This window comes from Bradyrhizobium huanghuaihaiense, assembly GCF_025200885.1.
Lineage (GTDB): Bacteria > Pseudomonadota > Alphaproteobacteria > Rhizobiales > Xanthobacteraceae > Bradyrhizobium > Bradyrhizobium huanghuaihaiense.
Genome location: NZ_CP104172.1, coordinates 3,231,605 through 3,254,578 on the forward strand (window position 1 = coordinate 3,231,605; position 22,974 = coordinate 3,254,578).

Here is a 22,974-nt window from a genome sequence, read left to right on the forward strand (position 1 = left end):
GGCCGTCGCGCGCAACAGAGCAGCGCCCGAAAGCTGCCAAATGCCCGGGGATGCAGCAGTTTTTGTAAGGCCGCCTAAGCCTTGCCGGCCGGGTTCAGGCGCGCTCTCACGAACGCCTCGAGATTGCCGCCCTCGAACAGATGGCCGGGGAGGCCGGCAGCCCGCGCGGCCTCGATGTCGCTCGGCTTGTCGCCGATCACCATGCTGCGCGTCATGTCGACCGGAAAGCGCTGCGCGAGGTCGGTGATCATGCCCGGCGCCGGCTTGCGGCGGTCGCTCGTGCGGCAATAGCGCGCGACGGTTCCGTCGGGATGATCCGGGCAATATTCGAAGGCGTCGATATGCGCGCCGACCTCTGCCATCTGGTCCGCCATCCAGCGGTGCAGGGTAACGATGTGATGCTCCTCGTAATAGCCGCGCGCGACGCCGGATTGATTGGTGATGACGAAGGCGAAATAGCCGGCGTCGTTGACCGCCTTCACCGCCTCGCGCGCCCCCTCGATCCATTCGAGCTTGTGCGTCTCGAACGTGTAGCCGGAATCGTGGTTGAGCACGCCGTCGCGATCGAAGAACACGGCGGGACGCCGCAGCTTCTCGCGCAGTTCGCGATCGGCGCGCGCGAAATCATCGGGGATGCCGATGTCGATGAAATAGCCGCGATAGGCCGTGCCGCGCAGCTCGCCGCGCGTGACGAGGCCGGGAAACACGTCCTGCTCGAGCGAAGCGGGCAGCTTCGCGATATCAGCGAGAACGGACTTGTCGACGACGTAGATGCCGGCATTGACCGGGCCTGTGGCGCCTGCGCCCGGAGCGATGAAATCACGGACCACGTCGCCGTCGAGGGCGACGCGCCCGTAGCGATCCCCGATCACGCCGTCGCGCAGCGCCATGTGAACGCGCCCGTCCTGCGCGCGCGCGATCAGATCCAGCAGGTTGAAGTCGAACAGAGAGTCGCCGTTGAGCAGCAGGAAGCGGTCGTGCAGCAAGTCGCGCGCATGCACGAGCGCACCGCCGGTGCCGAGCGGCTCGGTCTCGCGCGACACGATGATTCGCGTGGATCCCCTCGCGGCCTCGGCGTAGTGCGTCTCGACGATCTCCGCCTTGTGGCCGGCAAGCAGGACGATTTCATCGAACATGCCATAGCGGACGAGTTCGTCGATGAGCGTGTCGAGGAACGGCCGCCCGCCGATGTCGAGCATCGGCTTCGGAACCAGCCTGGTGCGCTCGCCAAGCCGGGTGCCAAGCCCGCCGACGAGGATAACGGCCTGTCTCAGCATAGCGTGGGGAGTTTGCGACATCGATCGAGCTGTCGGTGAGAGGCGAGTGTCATTTCCACGTCCATAGCGCGCCACCGATCTGCGCGCCAGATGCGCTTTGGTTCGTGACGGAGAATGCCTGAGGTCAGCGCTCGCACGGGATGCGAACGATGGCAGTCTGGTTGTTTGCAAACAGCGCCTGGAACGGCCCGGCGCGAAGCGACTTGATGAGCCCGGGATCCAGCGGCTCCGTCGGCGGAAAATAGGAGAGCCGTTGACCGGCGCCGAGATCGATCCACCCGATCGCACGGGGATTGATCACGGCGACGAGCTGCCAGGTGTCCTGGCCGCTTCTCAGCACACTCTGGATCAGCTCTCGATCCGTCTCTTCCGTCGCTTTGGGCGTTTTCGGCGGTGCCGCCTCGGGCTCGTCCGTCTCCGGCGTTTTCGGGGGGCGGACAGGTCGCAAAATTCCAGACAGAGCGTCGGCCCGGTACATCTGAAAAGACGTCTCCTGGTTGATCTCCTGCAGGACCGGCCGGATGGAGGCGCAGGCATCGGCCAGCCGCCGCGCTCCGTCGTCCCGTTCGACGATCGCGGAAAGCACGGCGCGCACCGGCCTGGCGGTAGCCTCGTTGACGGTATCCAGATTCGAGAACGTGTAGGCCGCCGGGGCACCGGTCAGGGCCTGGATCACGCCGAGCGTGTAGGGATCGGATAGCAGGATGCCTTTCCTGAGGTTGCCATGCAGCCAGCGTGCGGCGTCGAGATCGCTGGCATTGTAGTGCGTGATGGCGGTGGCACCGCCCGGAAGGGGCCCGTAGCTGTAGCTCTTGGACATGCCGGCGATGCCGGCGCGATCGAGGCCGATGCCCAAGCCCATGATGGTCGCGAGCGCGCCGACATGAATCCATCTCGAGCGGATGAGCGCCACCGGCACGAGCGCCACGAGGAGAACCGCTCCCGCGATCTCGGCCGGCCGCAGGAAATCCTGGTACCGCGCGGCGGGCAGGTCGGGCCGCCAAGTGAAGGCATAGACCGCCAGTGCGAGGCCGGCGGCGAGCAGAGTAACCGTGATTGCCGCAGTCGCCCGCCGCCGGAAGGACGCGGGAGAGGGATCGACCAGCAACTGGCAGAACGCTTCGGTTGCCGTGACCGTGAGCAGAACCAGGACGATCATGGTGGTGCGGTACAGGAACGGAAAGCCTGACAGCACGGCGACGGCAAGGCTGCACCCGATCGTCCACGACCACAGCAATTTCGACATGCGTTCGGTTTGGACAGGGGTGGCAGCCGTGCCCAAGGGAGTGCTCGCGCGATCGATCCACCACCAGGCCATCGCCATCGCGATGCAGACGGCAAACAGCGGGCCTATGGCCCGGCCCAGTTCGATCACTGCGACCTGCGGGCCCGTGCCAAGGAACAGCTCCTCGCCACTCTCGATCGTCTTGCCCAGCACCAGTCCCGTGATGTGAGAAAATACCACGTTGGCGTTCGCTGACGGCAGGTAGCCGAGCCGCATCGCCACGATCGTGGCGACGATTCCGCATACGATCAGCGGCAGGACGACGGATAGGGCGCGGAGAATCCGAAGGCTCTTCGCCGGCCGGCGTGACATCTCGCGCAAGATGAGCAGGTAGCTCAGCCAGGCTGCGAGGACGGTCGGGATGAACAGGTACGATCCGCGGTGTGCCAGCAGCAACATCGCGGGCCATCCGCAACCCACGAAAAGGATGCTTTCGCGCGGATGGCCCTTGCCCAGTATCCTGAGCAGGAGCAGCCCGACCATCAGCAGCACCAGCACCAGCGCGTTGTTGTTGAGCATGAAGGCGGTGAGAAGCGAAGTAGCCGCACTCAGGGTCAGCAACGCGACTGAGCCCGCCGGAATTTCCTCTTTCGCATCCCGCCCGGCATTGGCGAACAGGACACCCAGGAAGACCACGCTTCCGGCCAGCGCCAGGCTGCCATTCGTCAGCAGCCCGACGCCGTTGCCTGCCGCCGCGAACAAAAAGGTGATCCATCTCCGGATCGGTTCCGCATAGAGGCCTTCGGCGAACGCGTAGAAGGCCAGAAGAAAGCACAGGATCGAGACGAAGCGGTAGGTCCAGCCGAAATACAGGAGATCGAGGCCGAGCGTGCCCGACAACACGCCGGCCAATGCCGAGCGAAGGTCGACGTACGATTGCGACGCGTAGGGGTTGATGACACCGCTGTCGGCATATTCCTGCGCCGTCTTCATCCAGTGAACGTCAGCGCCGATATCGGAGTAGGGGAATTGCGAAAATGCACCGAACGTCCACCACCACGTCGCGAGCGCGATCGGGAGCGATAACAGGCACCAGAGCAGGATATTTCCGGCATCGCCGGTGCGCGGGCTCCAGGCCGGCCAGGTCCATGCCAGTCCGAAGGCGGACAGCGCAACCATGATCGCCAGATGAAGCCAGATGTCGTCAATCAGAACGGAGCAGAACCCGAGAAGAATGCCCACGGCGGAAGCGCCGATCGCATATCCCAGCACCACGAACTGGAGCTTCGTCAGTCGGCTCCTCTTGATCAACTCCAGCGGGACGATCGCCAGAATGGAAAGGCCGATGCCGAGCTGAATCAGGACGAATACGAAGGTCAAGAGCAACGTATTTATCCACATCGCAACATCCCTATCGTTCTTCCACCTGGGCCACGCCTACGCATGTGACCGGCTGGCCCCAACGCGGCGAATGGCTGCCAGTCATTTCGAGGGTGCCGCGTCATGCCAAGTTTTCCGAAGGCGCGGTGCAGCTCCGTTCATAGTTGATTCCAAGTACGGCTGAGCGTAAACATCCTTGGAATTGTGCAGGATTTTTAGCATGCGGGCGAGAATATCTGGGCGCAATCTTCGCTATTCGTCGGCCAATCCGGCCTGATCGTCGCTTCCCGCCGAGTTTCGTCGCATGCCCGGTGAATTGCAGATTGGCGAGGCCGTCGCAAGGGGCTATCCGCCCGCGGTGCTCTACCTGCGCAATGATGACACCGTCACGACGGAAGTCTGCGCATTCAACTACTTCTCGGTCTTCATGAAGGATCATCCGGACGTGGATGCCCACGTCTGGTTGTTCGACGGGGCGGGCAAGCAGGCTGGATATTTCCACAGGGAACTCGGAGTTAACGGGCAGTTGCAGTTGCAGACATCCGAGCTCTGTCCGCGCGTCTCGGGAACGGTGGCGATGGCGCTGGTGCCGAAACATGAGGCCAAGCTACGTCCCGGACGAAAGGTGACCACCGGCTATTACGCACAATATTTTTCGCAGCACGGCGCAATCACGTTGTCGCATGAGCGCGAGCCTGTCGCCCCATCGCCGTTTCCGACCACCGCCTGGATGCAGTCCTATCTTACGCGGTTCCTGAAGGAGTCCGGTGCGGTGCTCGTGAACTCCTGCATGGCACCTCAGGGCGTTTCGGTGGGGACGGCCCGGCTCATGGCTCTGGACGGCACCGCCTTGGGCGAGCGGGTACTTCCGGAAATCGCGCCGATGGGTGCGGTCCGCATCAGCACGCTGGACCTGTTCCCCGAGGCCGAAAGGTTGGTGGGTACGGCCGAGGGCTTTGCGCTCGAGTTCAAGGGCACCAACATCGCCAGCCCGTTCAGCTATTATGAATTTGCCAACGGCAAGTTCAGCTTGCATCATTTCTAGAGGCCCCGCCCGTGACACGTTTCTCGTCCCGTCCCTGGAAGCCTCACGAGCCCAGATTCATGTTCCCGACCTTTGCGGGCATCGAGTCGCGCATGGGCTTCTCGATTCCCGCCTGGTACCGTCCGATCGACGTCCGTTATCTCCGCAGCCTCGTCGCCGGCAGCCTGCGCAAGAACTTTCGCGAAACGGTCAAGGATCTTGTTCCCGAGCTCGCCAGCCTCGTCGCCTCGGGTTTCAGCAAGAAGCTCAGATTCAAGCTGCACATCCTGTCGCGGCAGGGCGACTACCGGGCGACCTACGAGTTCCCGGAAAACTATGCGCCGGGCGCCACCGTCGAGATCGAGCTGTCGCGCCTCTTCGCGTCGCTCAAGCTGCCTCAGGACGATTATCTGGTCATCGCGGTGATGTCGCGCGGGCGCATGGACGGATTTCGTTCCTCGCCTGCAAGCTATTCCATGACCTATGTGGATCAGGACAACGTCGCGATCTATCGCACCGGCGCGTTTGCCCGGCCGCTGAACGAGGGCAGGCTCAAGGCGCATGTCGGGTTCACCGGGATCAATCCGAAGGTCATCGCGACCGATGATATCGTCAGTAGCCTGATGCTGATCAATCATTCTTCCGATCCCGAATATGCTCATGCCGCGCGGCCGACGTCGAGGCTGATCCGGGAGGATGGCGAGGAGCTCGAAGCGGATTTCGGCGAGATCCCGCCGCTCGGGGCACGCGAGATGTCCGTCGTGGATATGTTCGGCGGTCGCGTGTTCGACTTCCTCAAGCCGTTCGGCGGTCGCGGCAGCACGGTCACCACCTGCACCGGGGTCACGCTCGCAAGCCTGCATTTGCAGCGGACGAACGATAACCGGCGGACGCTACTGGGCATCGAGCACTCGCGCCCGGCTCACATGAATCTCGCCGGCATTTTGCAGCACTGATTTGGCAATCGATCGACCGAGGGTAGGTCGATGACCGGGGCTGACCGACGGGCCCTGAAGGCCCGGTCGTCGCCAGACGTCAGGTCGGTCAGAAATTGATCCGCTCGCGCTCGACCACGATCGGGCGTCGCCGGACCTGATTGTAGATCGCGACGATATATTCGCCGAGCACGCCGAGGAAAAACAGCTGCACGCCACCGAAGAAGAACAGGCCGATGATGATCGTGGGGATGCCGTGCGGACCGATGTCGAAGCCGGCTATCTTGAGCAGGAACACGACGAACGCATAGGCGAAGCTCAGCGACGAGATGATCAGTCCGAAGAAGAACGCGGTACGTAGCGGCACGGTCGAGAAGCTGATGGCGCCGAGCAGCCCCTGGTCGATCAGGCTCGACAGCCGGTTGCGGGAGATGCCGTGCTTGCGCGCCAGCCAGGTGTAGGGCACGCCGATCGAGCGAAAGCCGCATTCGAACGGCATCATCCGCATGAAGGGCTGGACGTCTTCGAATTGCTTCATGGCGTCGAGCACCTTGCGGTCGACGAGCTGGTAGTCGCCGACGTCGGCCGGATAGTCGACATAGGACATCCGGCTGATCATCTTGTAGTAGAGATGCCGCGCGGTCCGGCTCATGAGAGGCTCTTCGCGCCGGGCCCGGATGCCGAACACGATCTCGTAGCCTTGCTCCCAGTGCTTGACGAAAGTCGGGATCAGCGACGGCGGGTCCTGCAGATCCGCGGGCATGAACAGCACGGTGGCATCGCCCGTCGAGGCCAGCACGCCGTTGTAGGTATTCCTCAGCACGCCGAAGTTCCGGGCGTTCACGATGACCCTCACCGAGGGATCCTCGGCTGCGATCTCCTTGAGAATCTCCACGGTCCGGTCGGTCGAGGCGTTGTCGCAGAAGATGTGCTCGCGCTCGTAATCCGGCAGCTCACGGTCGAAGATGTCCTTGACCGCAGCGTAGCATTCCCGGATTCCCGCCTCCTCGTTGTAGCAGGGCGTCACAAGGCTGATCTTCTTCCGCATCAATCCTCCAGGACGTCCGTCGAGCGGGATTACTTCCCCGTGGGGGAATCGGCAGCCGGTGGCCGCCCGAGGGGACTGGCACGCCGGTGGTGGGGTTGCCATCCTTCAATCGTTTCTTTAGCAGGTAAGTCGGCAACTTCAACCGTTCCGGGGACGGGGCGAGGGCGGTTGGATCTTGTTGACAAGACTGGACTAATCGTTCTGATGTGACGTTTTCTGCTGGACGGGTATGAGCATGAAGGCCGTGATTCTGGCAGGTGGGTTCGGGACTCGCATCACCGAAGAGAGCCACATCAAGCCGAAACCCATGATCGAGATCGGCGGCAAGCCGATCCTGTGGCACATCATGAAGATCTTCTCGTCGCACGGGATCGACGAATTCATCATCTGCTGTGGCTACAAGTCCTACGTCATCAAGGAATACTTCGCGAACTACTTCCTCCACATGGCGGACGTCACCTTCGACCTCGCCAACAATGCGATGGAAGTGCACAACAAGTTCGCCGAGCACTGGAAGGTGACGTTGGTCGACACCGGCCTCAACACCATGACCGGCGGCCGCCTCAAGCGCATCAGGGATTATGTCGGCAACGAGACGTTTTGCATGACCTACGGCGACGGGCTCGCGGACGTCGACATCGGCGCGCTGCGGGAGTTTCATCGTGCTCACGGGCGTCATGCGACTGTCACTGCGATCCAGCCGCCGGCGCGTTTCGGCGCGCTCGATATCGGCGACGACGTGGTCCGGCATTTCGAGGAGAAGCCGCGCGGCGACGGTCGCTGGATCAACGGCGGCTTCTTCGTGCTGGAGCCCGCGATCTTCGACTATCTCGGCGACGACGCCACCATCTGGGAGCAGGAGCCGCTGAAGCGTCTGTCGCAGGACGGGCAGCTCGCGGCCTACCGTCATACCGGCTTCTGGGAAGCGATGGACACCCTGCGCGACAAGCTTCATCTGGAGCAGCTCTGGGAGAGCGGGCAGGCCCCCTGGAAGCGATGGCAATGAACCCTGGCTTCTGGAACGGCAAGCGCGTCCTCGTTACCGGCCATACCGGCTTCAAGGGCGGCTGGATGGTGGCGTGGCTGCGCCATCTCGGCGCCGAGGTCGCAGGTCTCGCGCTGCCGCCGTCGACGACGCCCAACCTGTTCAACCTGGCGCAGACTGCGGAGGACATCGTGTCGGTCTTCGCCGATATCCGCGATCCCGCCGCGGTCAAGGCAGTGTTCGACCGATTCCAGCCCGAGATCGTGTTTCACATGGCGGCGCAGGCGATCGTGCGGGCATCCTATGATGATCCGGTCGGCACCTATGCAACCAACGTCATGGGCACCGTGCACGTCTTCGAGGCGGTGCGGACTTCCGGCGTGCGCGTGGTGGTCAACGTCACCAGCGACAAATGCTACGACAACAAGGAGTGGGTCTGGGGCTACCGCGAGACTGATCCGCTCGGCGGCAAGGATCCTTATTCCAGCAGCAAGGCCTGTGCGGAGCTGATCACGGCGGCGTATCGGTCGTCGTTCTTCAGCGGAACTCGCCGGATCGGCTTCGCCAGCGCCCGCGCGGGCAACGTGATCGGTGGCGGCGACTGGGCGCAGGATCGTCTCATCCCCGACGTGATCGCCGCGATTCGCAACGGACAACCGGTGCCGGTCCGCAATCCCGATGCGGTGCGGCCCTGGCAGCACGTGCTCGAGCCGCTGTCGGGCTACATTCTGCTCGCCGAACATCTGTGGCGCGATCCGGCTGCCTTCTCCAGCGAATGGAATTTCGGTCCCGACGCAGATAGCGTGCGCACGGTGCGCTGGCTGGTCGATCGCCTCGCACTGCTGTGGGGTGTTCCGCCGCAGCAGATGCCGCAGCCGGGAGAGCATCCGCACGAGGCGCGGCTGCTGTCACTGGACAGTTCCAAGGCGCGGGCTCATCTCGGCTGGGCGCCGCGTTGGGGCCTCGATCGCGCCGCCTCCGCCGTGGTGGAGTGGTACAAGGCGTTCGAGCAGGGCGCTGCGGTCAAGTCGGTGATGGTTGACCAGATCGACGCTTTCATGAACACAAGGCGGGACTAGCCGCCCTTCAAATCGGATCAATATGATGGCCACCACGTCGACGAGACCGCTTACCGAGATCAAGAGTTGCGAGGTCTGCGGCAGCGACAAGCTCGTGCCGGTGCTCGATCTCGGCCTGCATCCCCTGTGCGACGACCTGGTGGCGGTCGGCGATTCGCGTGTATGCCGCGAATATCCGATTCAGATCGATTTCTGCCCGACCTGCGCCACCGGCCATCAGCGCTTCCAGGTTCCGAAAGAGGACCTTTTCCCCAAGGACTATCACTATCGCTCTCGCTTCACCGCCGACGTGCTCTCGGGGATGAAGGGGCTCGTGGCGACCTGCGCGGAGCGGATGGGATCGTTGACCGGAAAGATCGCGCTCGACATCGGCTGCAACGACGGCAGCCTGCTGGATTTCTTCCGCGAGGCCGGCGCGACAACGGCCGGCATCGAGCCGACCGGCGCGGCGCAGGACGCCGCCGCCAAGGGCCATTTCGTGGTGCAGAACTATCTCAGCACCGAGACCGCGGCCGAGATCCGCCGCGCCGTCGGCACGCCCGACATCATCACCTTCACCAATGTTTTCGCGCATATCGAGGATCTGAACGGCGTGCTCGCGGCGCTGAAGGCGTTGCTCGGGCCCGAGACGGTGATCGTGATCGAGAACCACTATCTCGGCGCGGTACTGGACCGGCATCAGTTCGACACCTTCTACCACGAGCATCCGCGCACCTATTCGTACAAATCGTTCAGCTTCATCGCGAGATCGCTCGGCCTCGACATCGTCAATGTCGAATTTCCCGCGCGCTATGGCGGCAATATCCGTGTCATTCTCGGACACGCGGCCAAGAGCGATACTGTTGCAGCCGAGATCGTCGCGCGCGAAAACAATTTCCAGGCCGAGTTCGCCCAGCTCGCGCGCGACGTCGAGCTCTGGAAGGCGCGCAAGGGCGAAGAGCTGAAGAAGATCATCGCGGCGCACGGTCCTGTCAGGGCCAAGGCGTTTCCGGGCCGCGCGGCGATCCTGGTCAAGTTGCTGGGGCTGACTGAAAAAGAGATCGTTGCGGTCCACGAGAAACCCGGCTCGATCAAGATCGGCCATTATGTGCCGGGCACGCGCATTCCGATCGTGTCCGACGACGAACTGTTCGCGCATGGCGACCAGGGCAAGCCGCTGCTCAATCTCGCCTGGCACATCTCGCGCGAGATCCGTCAGTATCTCCAGGACAACGGTTACAAAGGGCCGGTGATCGACGTGCTCGGCGCGGACGATTTCCATGCCTGAGGCGCCCGTTTTCACGATCCTCGGATCGGGTTTCGGGATGTATGGATATCTGCCTGCGCTGATCGAGTGCGGGAAAAGGGTGGCGCTGCCGGAGCGCTATCGCGCGGTGGTCAGCGGGCGAAGCGAGCTCGTCCAATATGCGCCCGAGGTGATCTGGTGTCCCGGCACCGAGGAGGCGTTGGCACAGGCGAGCGGTGCGGTGATTGCGCTTCGCCCTGCCGATCAGGCCGGCTGGATGGCGAGGCTGGCAGAAATGCCGGGTATCGGCGAGCTGATCCTGGAGAAGCCGGTCGCGCCCACGCCGCAGCTTGCGGCGCAGCTCATCGAGGCATTCGAGAGCACCGGCAAGCGCTACCGCGTCGGCTACACCTTTCGTTTCATGCCGTGGGCAGAGCGGCTTCGCACGGTGCTCGGCGAGCGAACCGGTGGCCTTTCGCTGGACTGGAGCTTCATGGCGCATCACTACCGCGCCAATCTCGCGAACTGGAAGCGGTTCGACGCCAGTGGCGGCGGTGCTCTCCGCTTCTACGGCATCCATCTGATCGCGCTTCTTGCAGAGCTCGGTTACGACGACGTCTCGTCGTCGGTGGTTGGCGGACCGTCGGACGCTGAGACGTCGTCATGGGAGGCCGTGTTCACGGCCAAGGCCCTGCCGCCATTCACGCTGCGCGTCGACAGCCGCGCGCCACAGACCTGGTTCAGGATCACCGCGGATCCGCGCGTTACGCTCGTGGACCAGCCCGATCCCTTCGCGTCGGTCGAGCCGGCCTCGGTCGACGTTCGCGATCCCAGGGTCGCCCGCGATCCCAAGGTCGCCCGCGATCCCAGGGGGGCCCGCGATCCCAGGGGCGCTCGCGATCCCAGGGTCGACGTGCTGTCACGGTTGTGTCGCTCGCTCAGCGAGCTCGACGCGGGCCATGCGCAGCGTCAACGTGACATCATCGCGCTGTGGATGCGAGTAGAGCAGGCGTCCCGGCGAGTCGCCGCGTCATTGACGTGATGGTGGCGCCAGCGATAGCGCGTGCTCGCGGGCGGTGGCCCAGACGTCCGGCGGCAAAGTGGGGTTGAACGGTTTCTCGTTTGCCCGATACACGCGCTCGATCACGTCCCCCGAAGCCCAGTTGATCTGGCGCAGCATTAGGCCGGCCTGCAGCGACCAGGCGATCCAGACGCAGGCGATCAGCGCGGTCGGCCGTGGGCGGCCGGGCAAGAAGTTCGCAAGCTCGTTGACCGCGATCACCAGCAAGAAAGCATAGGCGAAGGCGGGCAGGGCAAGATGCCGGTCTCGCGCATAGGAATAGGAGAGGAGCGGCCCTCCGATCGCGATCGCTGCGATGACGACGACGACGAGCGTATGGCGCTGTGGCCGGCCCCTGAGCGCAACAAGGCCTGCCACGATGAGCGCGGTCGAGAGGGTCTCCACGATGATCTGGTAGTGCGGGCGATCGAAGATGACGCCCCACTGGGTGATGCGGAATGCGAGCGCGCCCAACTGTGCCAGTACGTTGTAGACGTAGAGCTTGTACACAGCGGGGCCCGAGAACAACGTCTGACGTTCCTCCTTCGACAACATCTGAAAGAAATAGCCGACGGACTCATCGACCCCGGCGGTCCCCATGCCGGAGCCGAGCACGACGGCGCGCATGGCGAAATAAGCCAGCGTGATGCCGCCGAACACGATCGCCGCCCTGAGCGGCGCGGCGCGCAGGAAGTAGATGTAGAACGCGATCAAGAAGAGCCCGTTTTCCTTCGAGAGCAGCGCGATCGCATACGCCAGCCCGCACAGCGCGAGCTTTACCCTGTCGGTGTTGTCAGAGAGAACACTCAGCAGCGAGGCCGCAAAGCAGACGAGCACGAGGACGTGCGGCAATTCGCTGATCCATACTACGGATCCGGAAATGAACGGTGAGCCGATTGCGAACACGGTGATAAGCAGCACGCTTTCCGGGCGCAAGCCCAATCGCCGCACCACCTGAAGGCTCAATCCCATCAGCAGCAGGAAGATGGCGAACTGCACATAGCGATACGGCGTCGGGTTGAGACCGAAGAGCGCGTACAGGCATTTCAGCAGGAATTCGGCGACCGGCCGGTAGAACGGACTCTGGAGCATCCAGGCGGGCGACAGTGGCAGGTCGAGGAAGCGGTCGTTACGCAGCTTGGCGAGCCAGATCAGATCGTCGGTCGCCTCGAACGGCTGCCGCAGCATGGTGTTGAGCAGCAGGCCGAGCCAGACCACGGTTCCGATCGCCATGACGACGATGAGCGTATTGGCGAGGCCCGCTGCCGCAAGTGGATGACCGTGGCGCCGCGCATCGGCCGTGATCAGCTCGTCACTCACTTTGTCGGTCATTTCAGGTCGCGTTGTCGGGTCTGGCGAGGCCGGCTTGGGGTGGTGAGCCCGGTGGAAGAGATTGACCAGCCTTGCGTGAGGATGGACGATCGCACACTGATCAGCAACCGAAAGTTGGTCAATACCGCCGGACCGCTACCACACGCTCCGGCCGCCATCCATGACGAGGTTCTGCCCGGTCATGTAGCTCGAGGCATCCGAGCAGAGGAACTGGACGGCGGCGCGATATTCGTCGACCTCGGCCATCCGCCCCATCGGGATCAGGCGGGTGAGGCGTTCCACGAAGGCGGGATCCTGGTTGTTGAAGACGCCGCCCGGCGAGATCGCGTTGACGCGCACGCCGTGGTCGGCCCAGTAGGTCGCCAGATATTTCGTCAGGCCGATCAGCCCGTGCTTGATCACCGAGTAGGTCACGGGCTTGACCGGCTGCTCCTCCTCGCGCGTCACATGCGGCTGGCGATAGAGCCGCTGGTCCGGCGCGATCACGCCGAGATCGGAGGCGATGTTGAGGATCACACCGCGGCCGCGCCTGGCCATCTGGCCGCCGAATTCCTGCGCGCACAGCATCGCTCCGGTCAGGCCCACAGCGATCTCGGTCTGCCATTGCGGCACCGGGAACGCCTCGAAGCGGGAGGAATGCATGACGCCCGGGCTCGACGTCACCTTCGGATCGATCGCGGCGTTGTTGACGAGGATGTCGACGGTGACGCCGCGGCCCGCGAGCTGCTCGCTCGCGGCGCGCACCGAATCCTGCGCGGTGACGTCGAGCGCAAGCGCGATCAGATCCGCGGAGGGCGTGACCTGTTTCAGGGCGGCGACGGCCGCCTCGGCCTGCGCGAGGCCGATTTCGGTGACGACGACGCGCGCGCCCGCTTCGGAGAGCGCGGCGACATGCTGCCGTCCGAGCAGGCCGCCGGCACCGGTCACGAGCGCCGTGCGTCCGGCGAGGTCATAGCGGGAGGAGGGGCTTGCCATGGGAGGCTCCTGTTCAGCTGCGCAACTGGCCGCCATCGGCGACCATGACGCTGCCGGTGATGAAGGCGGCGCGGGGCGAGGCAAGGAACGCGACGAGGTCGGCGATCTCTTCCGGCTTGCCGAGCCGGCGCAGCGCCACCTCGCGCGCAAGCATGTCCTCGACCGCGGCCCTGTTCTCGGCGAGCTTGCGCGCCCAGGTCCCCTCGGCTGCGAGGATATTGCCCGGCGCAACGGCATTGATGCGGATGCCCTCGAGCGCCAGCGGCCGCGCCAATCCGCGCACGGTCGCGTTCAGCGCCGCCTTGGCGGCATAGTAGGTCACGGGCGCGCCGAGCGCCGCCATGCCCGCAATCGAGGAAATGCAGATGATGGACCGGTCGCCGCTGCCGCGCGCCATCAGCGGCCGTGCGGCCTCGATCGTGTTGGTGGTGGCGAAGAAGTTGAGGTCCATCACCCGCGACCATTCCGCCGCGGTTTCCTTGCCGGGCGGGACCGAGGCGCCGCTGCCGACATTGCAGACGAGGACGTCGAGGCGGCCCCAATGCTGCTCGACATCCTGGATCAGTGCCGCGGCGGCGTCCGCATCGGTGACGTCGGCAATATGGACCGAGCTCTGTCCGCCGACGGTCGCGCGCGCCGTATTCAGCGCATCGGAGCCGCGTGCAGCCAGCGCGACCTTCGCTCCCTCCGCGGCAAGTGCAGCGGCAATGGCAAGGCCGATGCCGCGGCTGGCGCCGGTGACGAGAGCGACGCGGCCCTCCAGCTCGAGCTTCATCGCGCCGCGTCCTCGATCCAGCCGACCGTCATGTCGCGATACCTTGCAAGCGCACCGGCGTGGTCACCGTCGGCCGCGCGTGCGGTCTGCAGGATGTACTGTCCATTGTAGCCGGAACGCTCGATCAGCCGGATCGTCTTGGCGAGATCGGCGTTGCCGGTGCCGAGCGGCACGGTGGTGCCGCCGCGGACGCGGTCCTTCACATGCACATTGAGGATGCGGGGCGCGTAGGCTTCGATCTCCTCGGCGCTGTCATAACCGAGCGAGGCGCTGTTGCCGCTGTCGTAATTGATGCCGAAGACGTCGGCCGGAAACGCCTCCATGAAGCGGGCGAGATCGCGCGGCGGCAGATCGGATTCGAACACGATCTTGACGTTCTGTCTCACAAGCTGTTCGCGGCGGGCGATCAGCACCCGCTTGAGCGTGTCGCTCTCGCTCTCGCGTTCGATCTTGCCATTGTCGACCAGCGGGATCACGACGAACTCGATGCCGATCCGGCTGCAGGCGGCGATCAGCAGATCGAGATCGCCGACGAGAGCGTCGCGCACGACGGCATCGACCTTCCAGAACGGCGCCTGCATGAAGCAGTCGCCGGTCAGGCTCGGAATGCGCAGGCCGTTCTCGCGCGCCAGGGCGATGATCTCCGCCTGGCCGGGTTCGGTCATGAGCGGATTTTCCCGCAGCCGTTCCTGATCGATGGTCCATTCCATCCGCGTCAGGCCGAGCGCCTTGGCCCGCGGAAATTCCTCGCGCCACTCATCCCAAGGGAACGCCTGGATCTTGCCGTCGACCAGTGCCGACAGGCGTCCCTGCATGAAGCCGATGCGTTGCAATGTTGCGGTCACGACTTGTTATCCGAGTTGATGGCGAGGCCCTTGGCGGTCCAGCCGCCGTCGACGAAGATCTCCTGGCCGGTCACATAGGCCGAGGCGTCCGACGCCAGGAAGACGGCGGCGCCGACCATGTCGGCGGGGTGTCCCCAGCGGCCGAGCATGGTGTGGCGGCGCCGGTCTTCGTGCATGACGGGATCGGCAAAACTCTTCGCGGTCATCTCGGTCGCGACGTAACCGGGCGCCAGCGCGTTGACGCGGATGCCGTCGCTCGCATAGTCGGCGGCGAGCGCGCGCGTCAGGCCGGCGAGGCCCGCTTTCGCCGCGACGTAACCGGGATTGCCGGGAAAACCGCGGATCGAATTGATGCTGGTGACGTTGATGATCGCGGCCGAGCCCGTGGCCTTGAGCAGCGGATAGGCGGCAAGGATCGTGGCGTAGACGCCGGTGAGGTCGGTCGCGACCGTAGTCCGGAAGCGCGCGATCTCGCTTTCGGCGCCCTGCGGGGGGAGGCTGATCCCGGCCGCGTTGACCAGCGCGTCGATACGACCGCCTTGCGCCGCGATGGCATCGAAAGCGCGCCCGATCGCGGCATCATCGGAGAGATCGCAGGCCATCGCCGTGACGCCCTGCGGCGCGGTCCCGGAACGGCTGAGACCGAACACCGTGGCGCCAGCGTCCTTCAGGCCGCTCGCGATAGCAGCGCCGATGCCGCGCGAGGCGCCGGTGACGACGGCGATCTTGCCGGCAAGAGAGAAGGCGCTGAGATCAGGCATAGCCGTAACTGCGCATGATGGCGCCGCAGAGCTTGACGTCTTCCGGGCGGTCGATCTGGAACATCTTATGACGCTCCATCACGTGAAAGCCGATCTTGCCGCCGAGACGGTTGCTCTGCTCGCGCAGGAGTGAAGGAATCAACACGTAGAACGAGCCGTTCTCCAAATAGCGCTTCTCGATCTGCTGCCGCATGCGGCGGTTGCGATAGTCGTAGTTGATCGGCTCCGGCCCGTTTTGGCCGATGCGCCAGTTGAAATAGTCCTCGACCTCGCAAACCGAGAGCAGGCTGTCGAGATGCTCGCGATCGAAGGTCGCAAGCGCCGCCTCGATGTCGCGGGGTTCGCGGATCGGCGAGGTCGCCTGCAGTGCGACGATGCGCTCGAACCGGCCCATCCGCGCGTCGACGGCCTCGAGCGCATGCAGCCAGGCAGATTCGGAGGAGGCGAGGTCGCCCGAAATGTCGTCGGGACGCCGCACGCCCACCGCACCGGCAGCTTCCGCCGCTTCCAGAATCCGGTTGCTGTCGGATGAGACCGCCACCACGTCGACGCCTTCAGCGGCGCGCGCCTGCTCGACCGTCCAGGCGATCAGCGGCTTGCCGCAGAGATCGAGCAGGTTCTTGTGCGGGATGCCCTTGGAGCCGCCGCGTGCGGCGATCACGGCCAGCGTCTTGCGCGCCATCAGATGTGTCCCTCGAGGCGCTCGAGCGCGGTCCAGAAACCTTCGCCCATGTTCTTGTGGCCCTGCCAGATCTCGGGAATGAAGGATGCGGTGGGCGCATGCTTGCGCAGCACCTGTCCGATCTCGTCGAAGTCGATCTCGCCTTCGCCGACTTGGAGGCCTTCGCCGTCCAGTCCCTTGGCATCGCCGAAATGCAGGTGTGCGGTGTGCGGCCCGAGCTGGGCGAGGCCTTGCGCGAAGTCGAAGCCGAAATGATTGGCGGCGAGCTTGGTGTGCGAGATGTCCACGCACATCCGCAAGTCATGCTTGGCACAGAACGCGGCCGACTCGTCCGGGAAAATGAAGATGTTCTGGTGACGCTGGCCGCCGAAATGCCAGGGGAACGGCGCCATGGTCTGCGGCGTCAGCTCGACACCCTCCATGTCGAGCTCCTTCAGGCTCTGCGCGAAAATGCGGTAGCGCTCGGCCTTCTCCTCCGGGGGCAGCGGCTCGTCCATGGTGAAGCCGCCGATATTGGCGACGATCGGCGGACGCGTCGTCTTGGGAAAGAACTTCTTCAGGCCGCGGGTGATGTCGATCACCGCCTGCGTCTGCTCGAGCGAATAGCGGCGCAGCGCCTCGTCGGGCGTTGCGAGGTCCATCAGCTTGGAGCCGGCGAACAGTTCCGGCGCATGCACGACGAAGCCGAGATCGTATGTGCCGGAGAGATAGGCCGCCGGATCGCGCTCCATGTCGCTGTAGCTGAGATGGAATTCGATGATGTCGGGCTCGCAGATCTCGAGAAAACGCTCGGTGTCGTGATAGCGCACCGGCACGCCCCAGGGCCGGTCGAAGCGGTAGCGCCGCGCCTTCGCGGCACCCGTGTCGAGGTCGCTCTGGAAGAAATAGTCGTCGGCCGCCATCCTGCGCTTGAGCGTCTTGCCGATCAGCGCCGGCATCTTCAGCGGCGACAGGCCCTGGCCCGGGCTCTTCACGGCGACGTCGTCGTCAGAGATGACCGTGCCGGCCTCGATGTCGCGCGCTGCGACGAGGCTCTTTGCGAGGTTCTCGCGGTTGATCAGCTCGCCCTGGCTGAGCGCGCGCTCGGCGAGCTTTTCGCCGCGCGCTGCTTCCACCTCGCGGATGCCGGTGACGAGCGCCTTGAACTCCTCCGGCTCCAGGCTCGCGGCATGGTCCGGGCCTTCCATCTCGCGATCGAGCGTGATGTGACGTTCGATCACGACGGCACCGAGAGCGACCGCCGCGGTCGACACCGCGGTGCCGCGCTCATGGCCGGAATAGCCGACGACCGGGTGGATCTGGCGCAGCGTCTCCATGAAGCGCAGATGGATGTTGTGCAGCGCTGCCGGATAGGTGCTCTGGCAATGCAGCAGCACATAACCGGCGCTGCGGTCGTCGAGGAATTTCGCCGCGGTCCTGATCTCGTCCGTGGTGCTCATGCCGGTCGAGACGATCAGCGTCTTGCCGGTTGCGGCGAGCCGGGCGAGCAGGGGCAGGTTGGTCAGGTCGGCAGAGGCGACCTTGTAGGCCTGCACGCCGAAACCTTCGAGCACCGTGACGCTCTTCGCGTCCCAGGGCGTGCAGAGATATTGAATGCCCTTCGAGGCGCAGTAGTCGGCGATCTTCTTCTGCTGCTCCGTGGTCAGCTCGAAGCGGCGGAGCAGGTCGAGCGTGTACTCGACGGCGAGGTCGTCGTCTTTTCCGGACAGCGAGGAGGCGCGATAGACCTCGTCGAGCTTGCGCATCTGGAATTTGGCGCAATCCGCGCCGGCCGCGACCGCGGCGTCGACCAGCGCGATGGCGCGGTCGAAGTCGCCGTTATGGTTGTTGCCGATCTCGGCGATGACGTAGCAGGGCTCGCCCTCGCCCAGGAGGTGGTTGCCGATACGGACGGGAGCAGGCTGTTTGGGCGGTGTCATCAACATTCTCGTCTCACACGCGTCAGGCGGATCGCGCGGGAAGGCGCGATTTCCACGTCCGCAGTCCGTTTTCTTCGAACATGATGCGCGAGCAGCTGTGCCCCTGCTGCTCCAGCGCCGCGATGAGCTGGTAGCGCTCGAACGGACGCACGAAGAACAGGAAGTAGCCGCCGCCGCCAGCGCCCAGCAGCTTGCCGCCGACGGCGCCGTGCGATTTGGCGAAATCGTAGAGAGCGTCGAGCTCGCCGGAGGAGATCTTGGAGCTGAGCTTGCGCTTGGCGTGCCAGGCTTCGTCGATGAGGCGTCCGCAATCCTGCAGTCGGCCGCGCAGCAGGTGCTTGCGGATCTCGCGCGTCACCTCCTTCTGCTTGGCGGCGGCGCTTACTGCGTCGGTCGTCTCGTGCTGAGCTTTCTGGTCGCGATGGATCGCTCCGGAGTCGCGGCCTGCGCCGGTGTAGCAGAGCACGAGGCTCTCCTCGAGCTCGGCGATGATGTTGGAGTCGAGACGCAGCGGTACGATGGTGTTCTGGTCGGAGGAGAACTCCATGTGATTGAAGCCGCCGAACACGGTGGCGTATTGATCCTGCCACCCGCCGGGAATGTTGAGCATCAACCGCTCGGCCTGAAACGCCATTTCCGCGATCTCGTGGCGATCCCATTGGTCGCTGCGAAATTCGTTGAAGCAGCCGATGATGGCGGAGGAGACCACCGCCGAGCCGCCGAGGCCGGAGCCGACCGGAAAGTCGGCGGAGACCTCGAGCTCGAAGCCGTAAGTCGGCTTGATCAGGCGCACCACCGATTTGATCAGGGCCAGATCGCCGCCCGTGCCGAGCTCGGCGAGGCTCTCGGCCTCCACCGTGCGGCGAAAATCGTGCGAATAGATCCGGATGCGGGGATCGCTCCGGCGCCGCAAGGTCGCATGCGCGTACATCTTGATCGTGGCGCTGATCACCGCGCCGCCGTCGTTGGCGACGAAGTAGTGCGTCAGATCGGTGCCGCCGCCGGAGAAGGAGATGCGCACCGGCGAGCGGGCGCGCGCGAAGACCTCGCTCTCCTCCGACAGGTTGAACAGCTCGCGGCTGAACACGTCGACCAGCCGGCCCTCGGTATCGAGGATGGGCACGACGTGCACGCGCTGATCGAGCAGCTTGAGGATCTGCTCCCGCGGTCCGCCGGCCTGCGCCGAGACGAAGTTGCGGTTGATGCAGGCTGCCACCTGGTCGTGGATCGTGAGGCCCGTCAGCATCCTTCGGCGGATGTCGCCATCGGTCACCGCGCCGACGATTCGTCCGGCCGCATTCTGTGCGAACAGGATCCCGAGCATGTTGGCGTTGAGGCGCCGGAAGGCTTCCTCAATGGTCTCGGTTTCGGCGATGGTGAGGTGGCTCGTTTCTGCCAATGTGATGGATCCAAAAAGGGGAAGGAATTTCAGGCCCTTAACCCCGCGGCGAGCCGCCTTTCGAGTCGTTAGATACGGCAGGGGGCCGGATCATGCAAGTTTCCCGGAATCGCGCGTCCGCGCGCCGCATATGGGGTCATCAGTGCCGGAACCGGCTTCGTCAGGAGCCGGCTTGGGCGTTGCGGACCGCTCGCGGTGTCCTGCCCCGGATGGGGCCACAGGCGTTGCGGGGCGGGTCGAACTGCCTGGTCTAGCGCTCGCCTTGCCTTGCCGTCTGCTTTGCCTGTATTTGACGAACCAGGCACTTGCCGACGGTCGGCCTTGCCTGGGCCGGCCCCGTCCGCGTTCACCGGCGTTTACCGGTATGATGAAGGCTCTGCATGATTAGATTTGGGCTGCTCGGCTGCGGGCGAATTGCCAAACGCCATTCCGACCTCTTGGGCGGCAATCACGTAGAGGGTGCGAGCCTCGTTGCGGTCTGCGATCCCGTCCGCGCACGCGCCGACGCCATTGCCGGCAAGTTCGGGGTGCCTGCCGATTACGACATGGACAACTTTCTCGCCCGCAAGGACATCGACGCGGTTGCGGTGCTGACACCAAGTGGGCTGCATCCGGCGCACGTCATTGCCTGCGCCAGGGCCGGCAAGCACGTCGTCGTCGAGAAGCCGATGGCGCTCCGGCTGCAGGATGCCGACGACATGATCCGCGCCTGCGACGAGGCGGGCGTGAAGATGTTTATCGTCAAGCAGAACCGCTTCAACGTGCCGGTCGTCAAGGCGCGCGAGGCGCTCGATGCCGGCCGCTTTGGCAAGTTGATTCTGGGCACCGTGCGCGTGCGCTGGTGCCGTGACCAGGCCTATTACGACCAGGATGCCTGGCGCGGCACTTGGGCTTACGATGGCGGCGTCCTCACCAACCAGGCGAGCCATCACATCGACATGCTGGAGTGGTTCTTCGGCGACGTCGTCAGCGTGCATGCGCGCGGGGTGACGGCGCTCGCGAAGATCGAGACCGAGGACACTGCGGTTGCGACGCTGAAGTTTCGTAACGGCGCTCTCGGAATCGTCGAGGCCACCACTGCGGCGCGGCCGACCGATCTGGAGGGATCGCTTTCGATCCTCGGAGAAAAGGGCACGGTGGAGATCTCCGGCTTCGCGGTCAATCAGATCCGGCATTGGCGCTTCGTCGACGAGCTGCCTTCCGACAAGGACGTGGTCGAGAAGTTCTCGGTCAATCCGCCCAACGTCTATGGCTTCGGCCATCAGGCCTATTACCACCATGTGGTCGACTGCCTGGTGAACCAGCGCGCCGCGCTGGTCGACGGACTCGAGGGCCGCAAGAGCCTGGAACTGATCTCCGCGCTGTATGAATCGATCGAGACCGGCGCGGAGGTGCCGCTGCGATTTACACCGCGGCTGAGCCGCCTGGGTGTCGTCACGTGAACAAGCCGGACATCCATCAGGCCGCTATTCGCGATGTCGCGTTCGGTGTCGGCGTCAAGGTCGTCGAGCCCTGCAATCTCTATGGCTGCAAGATCGGCGACGATTGCTTCGTCGGTCCGTTCACCGAGATCCAGAAGGGCGTGGTGATTGGTGCGCGCACCCGTGTGCAGTCGCATGCCTTCATCTGCGAGCTGGTGACGATCGGCGAGGATTGCTTCGTCGGACATGGCGTGATGTTCATCAACGATACGTTTTCGACCGGTGGCCCGGCGCGAGGCCGCAAGGAACTGTGGCGCGAGACGGTGATCGGCAACCGGGTGTCGATCGGCTCGAACGCCACCATCCTGCCGGTGAAGATCACGGACGACGTCGTGATCGGCGCGGGCGCCGTGGTGACCAAGGATATTGCGACGCCGGGCACCTATGCCGGTAATCCGGCGCGCCGGCTGTAGACCGGTAAATTAAGGGAATACGATCGATGGCCGTGCCTTTTGCCGATCTGCATCTGCAGCATCAGACCATCAAGAGCGAGATCGATGCTGCAATCGCAGGCGTGATCGGTGACAGCGCGTTCATTCGCGGCAGCTATGTCGATGCCTTCGAACGGGAATTCGCCGAGGCCGCCGAGGTGAAGCATTGCGTGTCCTGTGCCAACGGGACCGATGCGCTTTATCTCGCCATGAAGGCGCTGAAGGTGAAGCCGGGTGACGAGGTGATCACCACGGCGCATTCGTGGATTTCGACGGCCGCGATGATCACCCATGCCGGAGCTTCGGTCGTGTTCTGCGACACCGACGGTGCGACCTTCACGATCGATCCGGCGGCGATCGAGGCGGCGATCACGCCGCGCACTGTCGGCATCATCCCCGTCCATCTCTACGGCCAGCCTGCCGACATGGATGCGATCATGGCGATCGCAGCCAGGCACAAATTGTGGGTGATCGAGGACTGCGCGCAGGCGCATCTTGCACGTTACAAGGGGCAAATGGTCGGCACCTTCGGCGCGGCCGCGACCTATTCGTTTTATCCCGGCAAGAATCTCGGTGCGATGGGAGACGCCGGCGCGGTGGTCACCAATGACGGCGCACTTGCCGAGCATATGACCATGTTGGCGCGCCATGGCGGGCTCGTGAAGCATCAGCACCAGATCGAGGGCATCAACAGTCGGCTCGATGGCCTGCAGGCCGCCATCCTGTCGGCGAAGCTGCCGCATCTGGCGGCCTGGACCGAGGCGCGACAGGCTGCCGCGAAAGTCTACGACGCAGGACTGGGCCAAATCGAAGAACTCATCGTACCCGCGATCGCGCCCAAGCGCGGTCACGTCTACCACCTCTATACGATCCGCCATCCGCGTCGTGATGCATTGGCCGCCCATCTCAAGGCTAGCGGTGCGCAGACGGCCATCAACTATCCCACCGCATTGCCATTTCTGCCCGCCTATCAGCGGCTTGGCTACCGCACGGAACAGTTTCCGAATGCATCTCGCGACCAGGGACAAATCCTGTCGCTGCCGATGTTCGCGGAAATCACTCGCGCGCAGCAGGACGAGGTGATCGACCTCGTCCGGAAATTCTAAAGCGCGATGAGATTTGGATTAATCATCCTC

21 protein-coding genes are annotated in these 22,974 nt (G+C 64.3%); 10 read left to right on the forward strand and 11 right to left on the reverse strand.

Features of this window, described 5'->3' with window-relative positions; genetic code table 11:
* Positions 1-74: 74 nt before the first annotated feature.
* Both N2603_RS15245 and N2603_RS15250 read right to left on the reverse strand, forming a co-directional pair.
* Complete coding sequence (locus tag N2603_RS15245; RefSeq protein ID WP_260389457.1) at positions 75-1,277, reverse strand: HAD-IIIA family hydrolase; 1,203 nt, start codon at positions 1,275-1,277, stop codon at positions 75-77.
* 124 nt (positions 1,278-1,401) lie between these two features.
* Positions 1,402-3,495 (reverse strand): hypothetical protein, encoded by a 2,094-nt coding sequence (locus N2603_RS15250; RefSeq protein WP_260389458.1) that lies wholly within the window; start codon positions 3,493-3,495, stop codon positions 1,402-1,404.
* 195 nt (positions 3,496-3,690) lie between these two features.
* Here N2603_RS15250 and N2603_RS15255 point away from each other — a divergent pair, with 195 nt between their 5' ends.
* From N2603_RS15255 to N2603_RS15265, 3 genes are all read left to right on the forward strand, one after another.
* Positions 3,691-3,951 carry a hypothetical protein gene (locus tag N2603_RS15255; RefSeq protein WP_244635956.1) on the forward strand — a complete coding sequence of 87 codons (261 nt, stop codon included), beginning with the start codon at positions 3,691-3,693 and terminating at the stop codon, positions 3,949-3,951.
* Positions 3,952-4,186: 235 nt separating this feature from the next.
* Positions 4,187-4,927, forward strand: coding sequence for a hypothetical protein (locus N2603_RS15260; protein ID WP_018643230.1), 741 nt, complete (start codon positions 4,187-4,189; stop codon positions 4,925-4,927).
* A 59-nt stretch (positions 4,928-4,986) separates the two neighbouring features.
* The gene (locus tag N2603_RS15265; RefSeq protein WP_018643231.1) at positions 4,987-5,862 is read left to right on the forward strand and encodes a hypothetical protein; all 876 of its coding nucleotides are present in this window, start codon (positions 4,987-4,989) and stop codon (positions 5,860-5,862) included.
* Positions 5,863-5,950: 88 nt separating this feature from the next.
* On the opposite strand, the gene N2603_RS15270 is transcribed toward N2603_RS15265, so the two are convergent.
* Complete coding sequence (locus N2603_RS15270; RefSeq protein WP_260389459.1) at positions 5,951-6,889, reverse strand: glycosyltransferase family 2 protein; 939 nt, start codon at positions 6,887-6,889, stop codon at positions 5,951-5,953.
* Positions 6,890-7,124: 235 nt separating this feature from the next.
* On the opposite strand from N2603_RS15270, the gene rfbF reads away from it, so the two are divergent.
* The 4 genes from rfbF to N2603_RS15290 are packed head-to-tail and all read left to right on the forward strand — an operon-like array spanning position 7,125 to position 11,220.
* Positions 7,125-7,895, forward strand: a complete 771-nt coding sequence (gene rfbF, locus N2603_RS15275) for a glucose-1-phosphate cytidylyltransferase (RefSeq protein WP_026312034.1) — start codon at positions 7,125-7,127, stop codon at positions 7,893-7,895.
* On the forward strand, positions 7,892-8,953 hold the full coding sequence (rfbG, locus tag N2603_RS15280; RefSeq protein ID WP_260389460.1) for a CDP-glucose 4,6-dehydratase: 1,062 nt from the start codon (positions 7,892-7,894) through the stop codon (positions 8,951-8,953). Before rfbF ends, rfbG begins: the two co-directional genes overlap by 4 nt.
* A 25-nt stretch (positions 8,954-8,978) precedes the next feature.
* A complete protein-coding gene (locus N2603_RS15285) occupies positions 8,979-10,220 on the forward strand; it encodes a class I SAM-dependent methyltransferase (RefSeq protein ID WP_260389461.1) in 1,242 nt (413 codons plus the stop codon).
* Positions 10,213-11,220, forward strand: a complete 1,008-nt coding sequence (locus N2603_RS15290) for a Gfo/Idh/MocA family oxidoreductase (RefSeq protein WP_260389462.1) — start codon at positions 10,213-10,215, stop codon at positions 11,218-11,220. Before N2603_RS15285 ends, N2603_RS15290 begins: the two co-directional genes overlap by 8 nt.
* Here N2603_RS15290 and N2603_RS15295 read toward each other — a convergent pair.
* From N2603_RS15295 to N2603_RS15330, 8 genes are all read right to left on the reverse strand, one after another.
* Entirely contained in the window at positions 11,209-12,570 is a 1,362-nt protein-coding gene (locus N2603_RS15295; protein ID WP_260389463.1) for a hypothetical protein, read from the reverse strand. The genes N2603_RS15290 and N2603_RS15295 overlap by 12 nt on opposite strands.
* A gap of 135 nt (positions 12,571-12,705) precedes the next feature.
* Positions 12,706-13,545: an SDR family oxidoreductase gene (locus N2603_RS15300; RefSeq protein ID WP_260389464.1), complete on the reverse strand. Its 840-nt coding sequence runs from the start codon at positions 13,543-13,545 to the stop codon at positions 12,706-12,708.
* Positions 13,546-13,558: 13 nt separating this feature from the next.
* Entirely contained in the window at positions 13,559-14,320 is a 762-nt protein-coding gene (locus N2603_RS15305) for an SDR family NAD(P)-dependent oxidoreductase (protein ID WP_260389465.1), read from the reverse strand.
* Complete coding sequence (locus N2603_RS15310) at positions 14,317-15,165, reverse strand: sugar phosphate isomerase/epimerase family protein (protein WP_260389466.1); 849 nt, start codon at positions 15,163-15,165, stop codon at positions 14,317-14,319. Before N2603_RS15310 ends, N2603_RS15305 begins: the two co-directional genes overlap by 4 nt.
* Positions 15,162-15,926, reverse strand: coding sequence for an SDR family oxidoreductase (locus N2603_RS15315; RefSeq protein ID WP_260389467.1), 765 nt, complete (start codon positions 15,924-15,926; stop codon positions 15,162-15,164). Before N2603_RS15315 ends, N2603_RS15310 begins: the two co-directional genes overlap by 4 nt.
* Positions 15,919-16,608 (reverse strand): acylneuraminate cytidylyltransferase family protein, encoded by a 690-nt coding sequence (locus tag N2603_RS15320; protein ID WP_260389468.1) that lies wholly within the window; start codon positions 16,606-16,608, stop codon positions 15,919-15,921. The genes N2603_RS15315 and N2603_RS15320 overlap by 8 nt, the downstream gene beginning before the upstream one ends.
* Positions 16,608-18,527 (reverse strand): N-acetylneuraminate synthase family protein, encoded by a 1,920-nt coding sequence (locus tag N2603_RS15325; protein ID WP_260389469.1) that lies wholly within the window; start codon positions 18,525-18,527, stop codon positions 16,608-16,610. Before N2603_RS15325 ends, N2603_RS15320 begins: the two co-directional genes overlap by 1 nt.
* Before the next feature lie 22 nt (positions 18,528-18,549).
* The gene (locus N2603_RS15330) at positions 18,550-19,926 is read right to left on the reverse strand and encodes a GHMP family kinase ATP-binding protein (RefSeq protein ID WP_260389470.1); all 1,377 of its coding nucleotides are present in this window, start codon (positions 19,924-19,926) and stop codon (positions 18,550-18,552) included.
* A gap of 380 nt (positions 19,927-20,306) precedes the next feature.
* Here N2603_RS15330 and N2603_RS15335 point away from each other — a divergent pair, with 380 nt between their 5' ends.
* The 3 genes from N2603_RS15335 to N2603_RS15345 are packed head-to-tail and all read left to right on the forward strand — an operon-like array spanning position 20,307 to position 22,944.
* Positions 20,307-21,368: a Gfo/Idh/MocA family protein gene (locus N2603_RS15335; RefSeq protein WP_260389471.1), complete on the forward strand. Its 1,062-nt coding sequence runs from the start codon at positions 20,307-20,309 to the stop codon at positions 21,366-21,368.
* Positions 21,365-21,820, forward strand: coding sequence for an acyltransferase (locus N2603_RS15340; protein ID WP_260389472.1), 456 nt, complete (start codon positions 21,365-21,367; stop codon positions 21,818-21,820). The genes N2603_RS15335 and N2603_RS15340 overlap by 4 nt, the downstream gene beginning before the upstream one ends.
* 26 nt (positions 21,821-21,846) lie before the next feature.
* On the forward strand, positions 21,847-22,944 hold the full coding sequence (locus tag N2603_RS15345; protein ID WP_260389473.1) for a DegT/DnrJ/EryC1/StrS family aminotransferase: 1,098 nt from the start codon (positions 21,847-21,849) through the stop codon (positions 22,942-22,944).
* The last annotated feature ends 30 nt before the right edge of the window (positions 22,945-22,974 follow it).

What these genes read in the sequence shown, in the direction of transcription:
- N2603_RS15245 (WP_260389457.1), bottom strand. Translation starts at nt 1,277, where the DNA reads ATGCTGAGACAGGCCGTTATCCTCGTCGGCGGGCTTGGCACCCGGCTT.
- N2603_RS15250 (WP_260389458.1), bottom strand. Translation starts at nt 3,495, where the DNA reads ATGAAGACGGCGCAGGAATATGCCGACAGCGGTGTCATCAACCCCTAC.
- N2603_RS15255 (WP_244635956.1), top strand. Translation starts at nt 3,691, where the DNA reads ATGAAGCCAGATGTCGTCAATCAGAACGGAGCAGAACCCGAGAAGAAT.
- N2603_RS15260 (WP_018643230.1), top strand. Translation starts at nt 4,187, where the DNA reads ATGCCCGGTGAATTGCAGATTGGCGAGGCCGTCGCAAGGGGCTATCCG.
- N2603_RS15265 (WP_018643231.1), top strand. Translation starts at nt 4,987, where the DNA reads ATGTTCCCGACCTTTGCGGGCATCGAGTCGCGCATGGGCTTCTCGATT.
- N2603_RS15270 (WP_260389459.1), bottom strand. Translation starts at nt 6,889, where the DNA reads ATGCGGAAGAAGATCAGCCTTGTGACGCCCTGCTACAACGAGGAGGCG.
- rfbF (WP_026312034.1), top strand. Translation starts at nt 7,125, where the DNA reads ATGAAGGCCGTGATTCTGGCAGGTGGGTTCGGGACTCGCATCACCGAA.
- rfbG (WP_260389460.1), top strand. Translation starts at nt 7,892, where the DNA reads ATGAACCCTGGCTTCTGGAACGGCAAGCGCGTCCTCGTTACCGGCCAT.
- N2603_RS15285 (WP_260389461.1), top strand. Translation starts at nt 8,979, where the DNA reads ATGGCCACCACGTCGACGAGACCGCTTACCGAGATCAAGAGTTGCGAG.
- N2603_RS15290 (WP_260389462.1), top strand. Translation starts at nt 10,213, where the DNA reads ATGCCTGAGGCGCCCGTTTTCACGATCCTCGGATCGGGTTTCGGGATG.
- N2603_RS15295 (WP_260389463.1), bottom strand. Translation starts at nt 12,570, where the DNA reads ATGACCGACAAAGTGAGTGACGAGCTGATCACGGCCGATGCGCGGCGC.
- N2603_RS15300 (WP_260389464.1), bottom strand. Translation starts at nt 13,545, where the DNA reads ATGGCAAGCCCCTCCTCCCGCTATGACCTCGCCGGACGCACGGCGCTC.
- N2603_RS15305 (WP_260389465.1), bottom strand. Translation starts at nt 14,320, where the DNA reads ATGAAGCTCGAGCTGGAGGGCCGCGTCGCTCTCGTCACCGGCGCCAGC.
- N2603_RS15315 (WP_260389467.1), bottom strand. Translation starts at nt 15,926, where the DNA reads ATGCCTGATCTCAGCGCCTTCTCTCTTGCCGGCAAGATCGCCGTCGTC.
- N2603_RS15320 (WP_260389468.1), bottom strand. Translation starts at nt 16,608, where the DNA reads ATGGCGCGCAAGACGCTGGCCGTGATCGCCGCACGCGGCGGCTCCAAG.
- N2603_RS15325 (WP_260389469.1), bottom strand. Translation starts at nt 18,527, where the DNA reads ATGACACCGCCCAAACAGCCTGCTCCCGTCCGTATCGGCAACCACCTC.
- N2603_RS15335 (WP_260389471.1), top strand. Translation starts at nt 20,307, where the DNA reads ATGATTAGATTTGGGCTGCTCGGCTGCGGGCGAATTGCCAAACGCCAT.
- N2603_RS15345 (WP_260389473.1), top strand. Translation starts at nt 21,847, where the DNA reads ATGGCCGTGCCTTTTGCCGATCTGCATCTGCAGCATCAGACCATCAAG.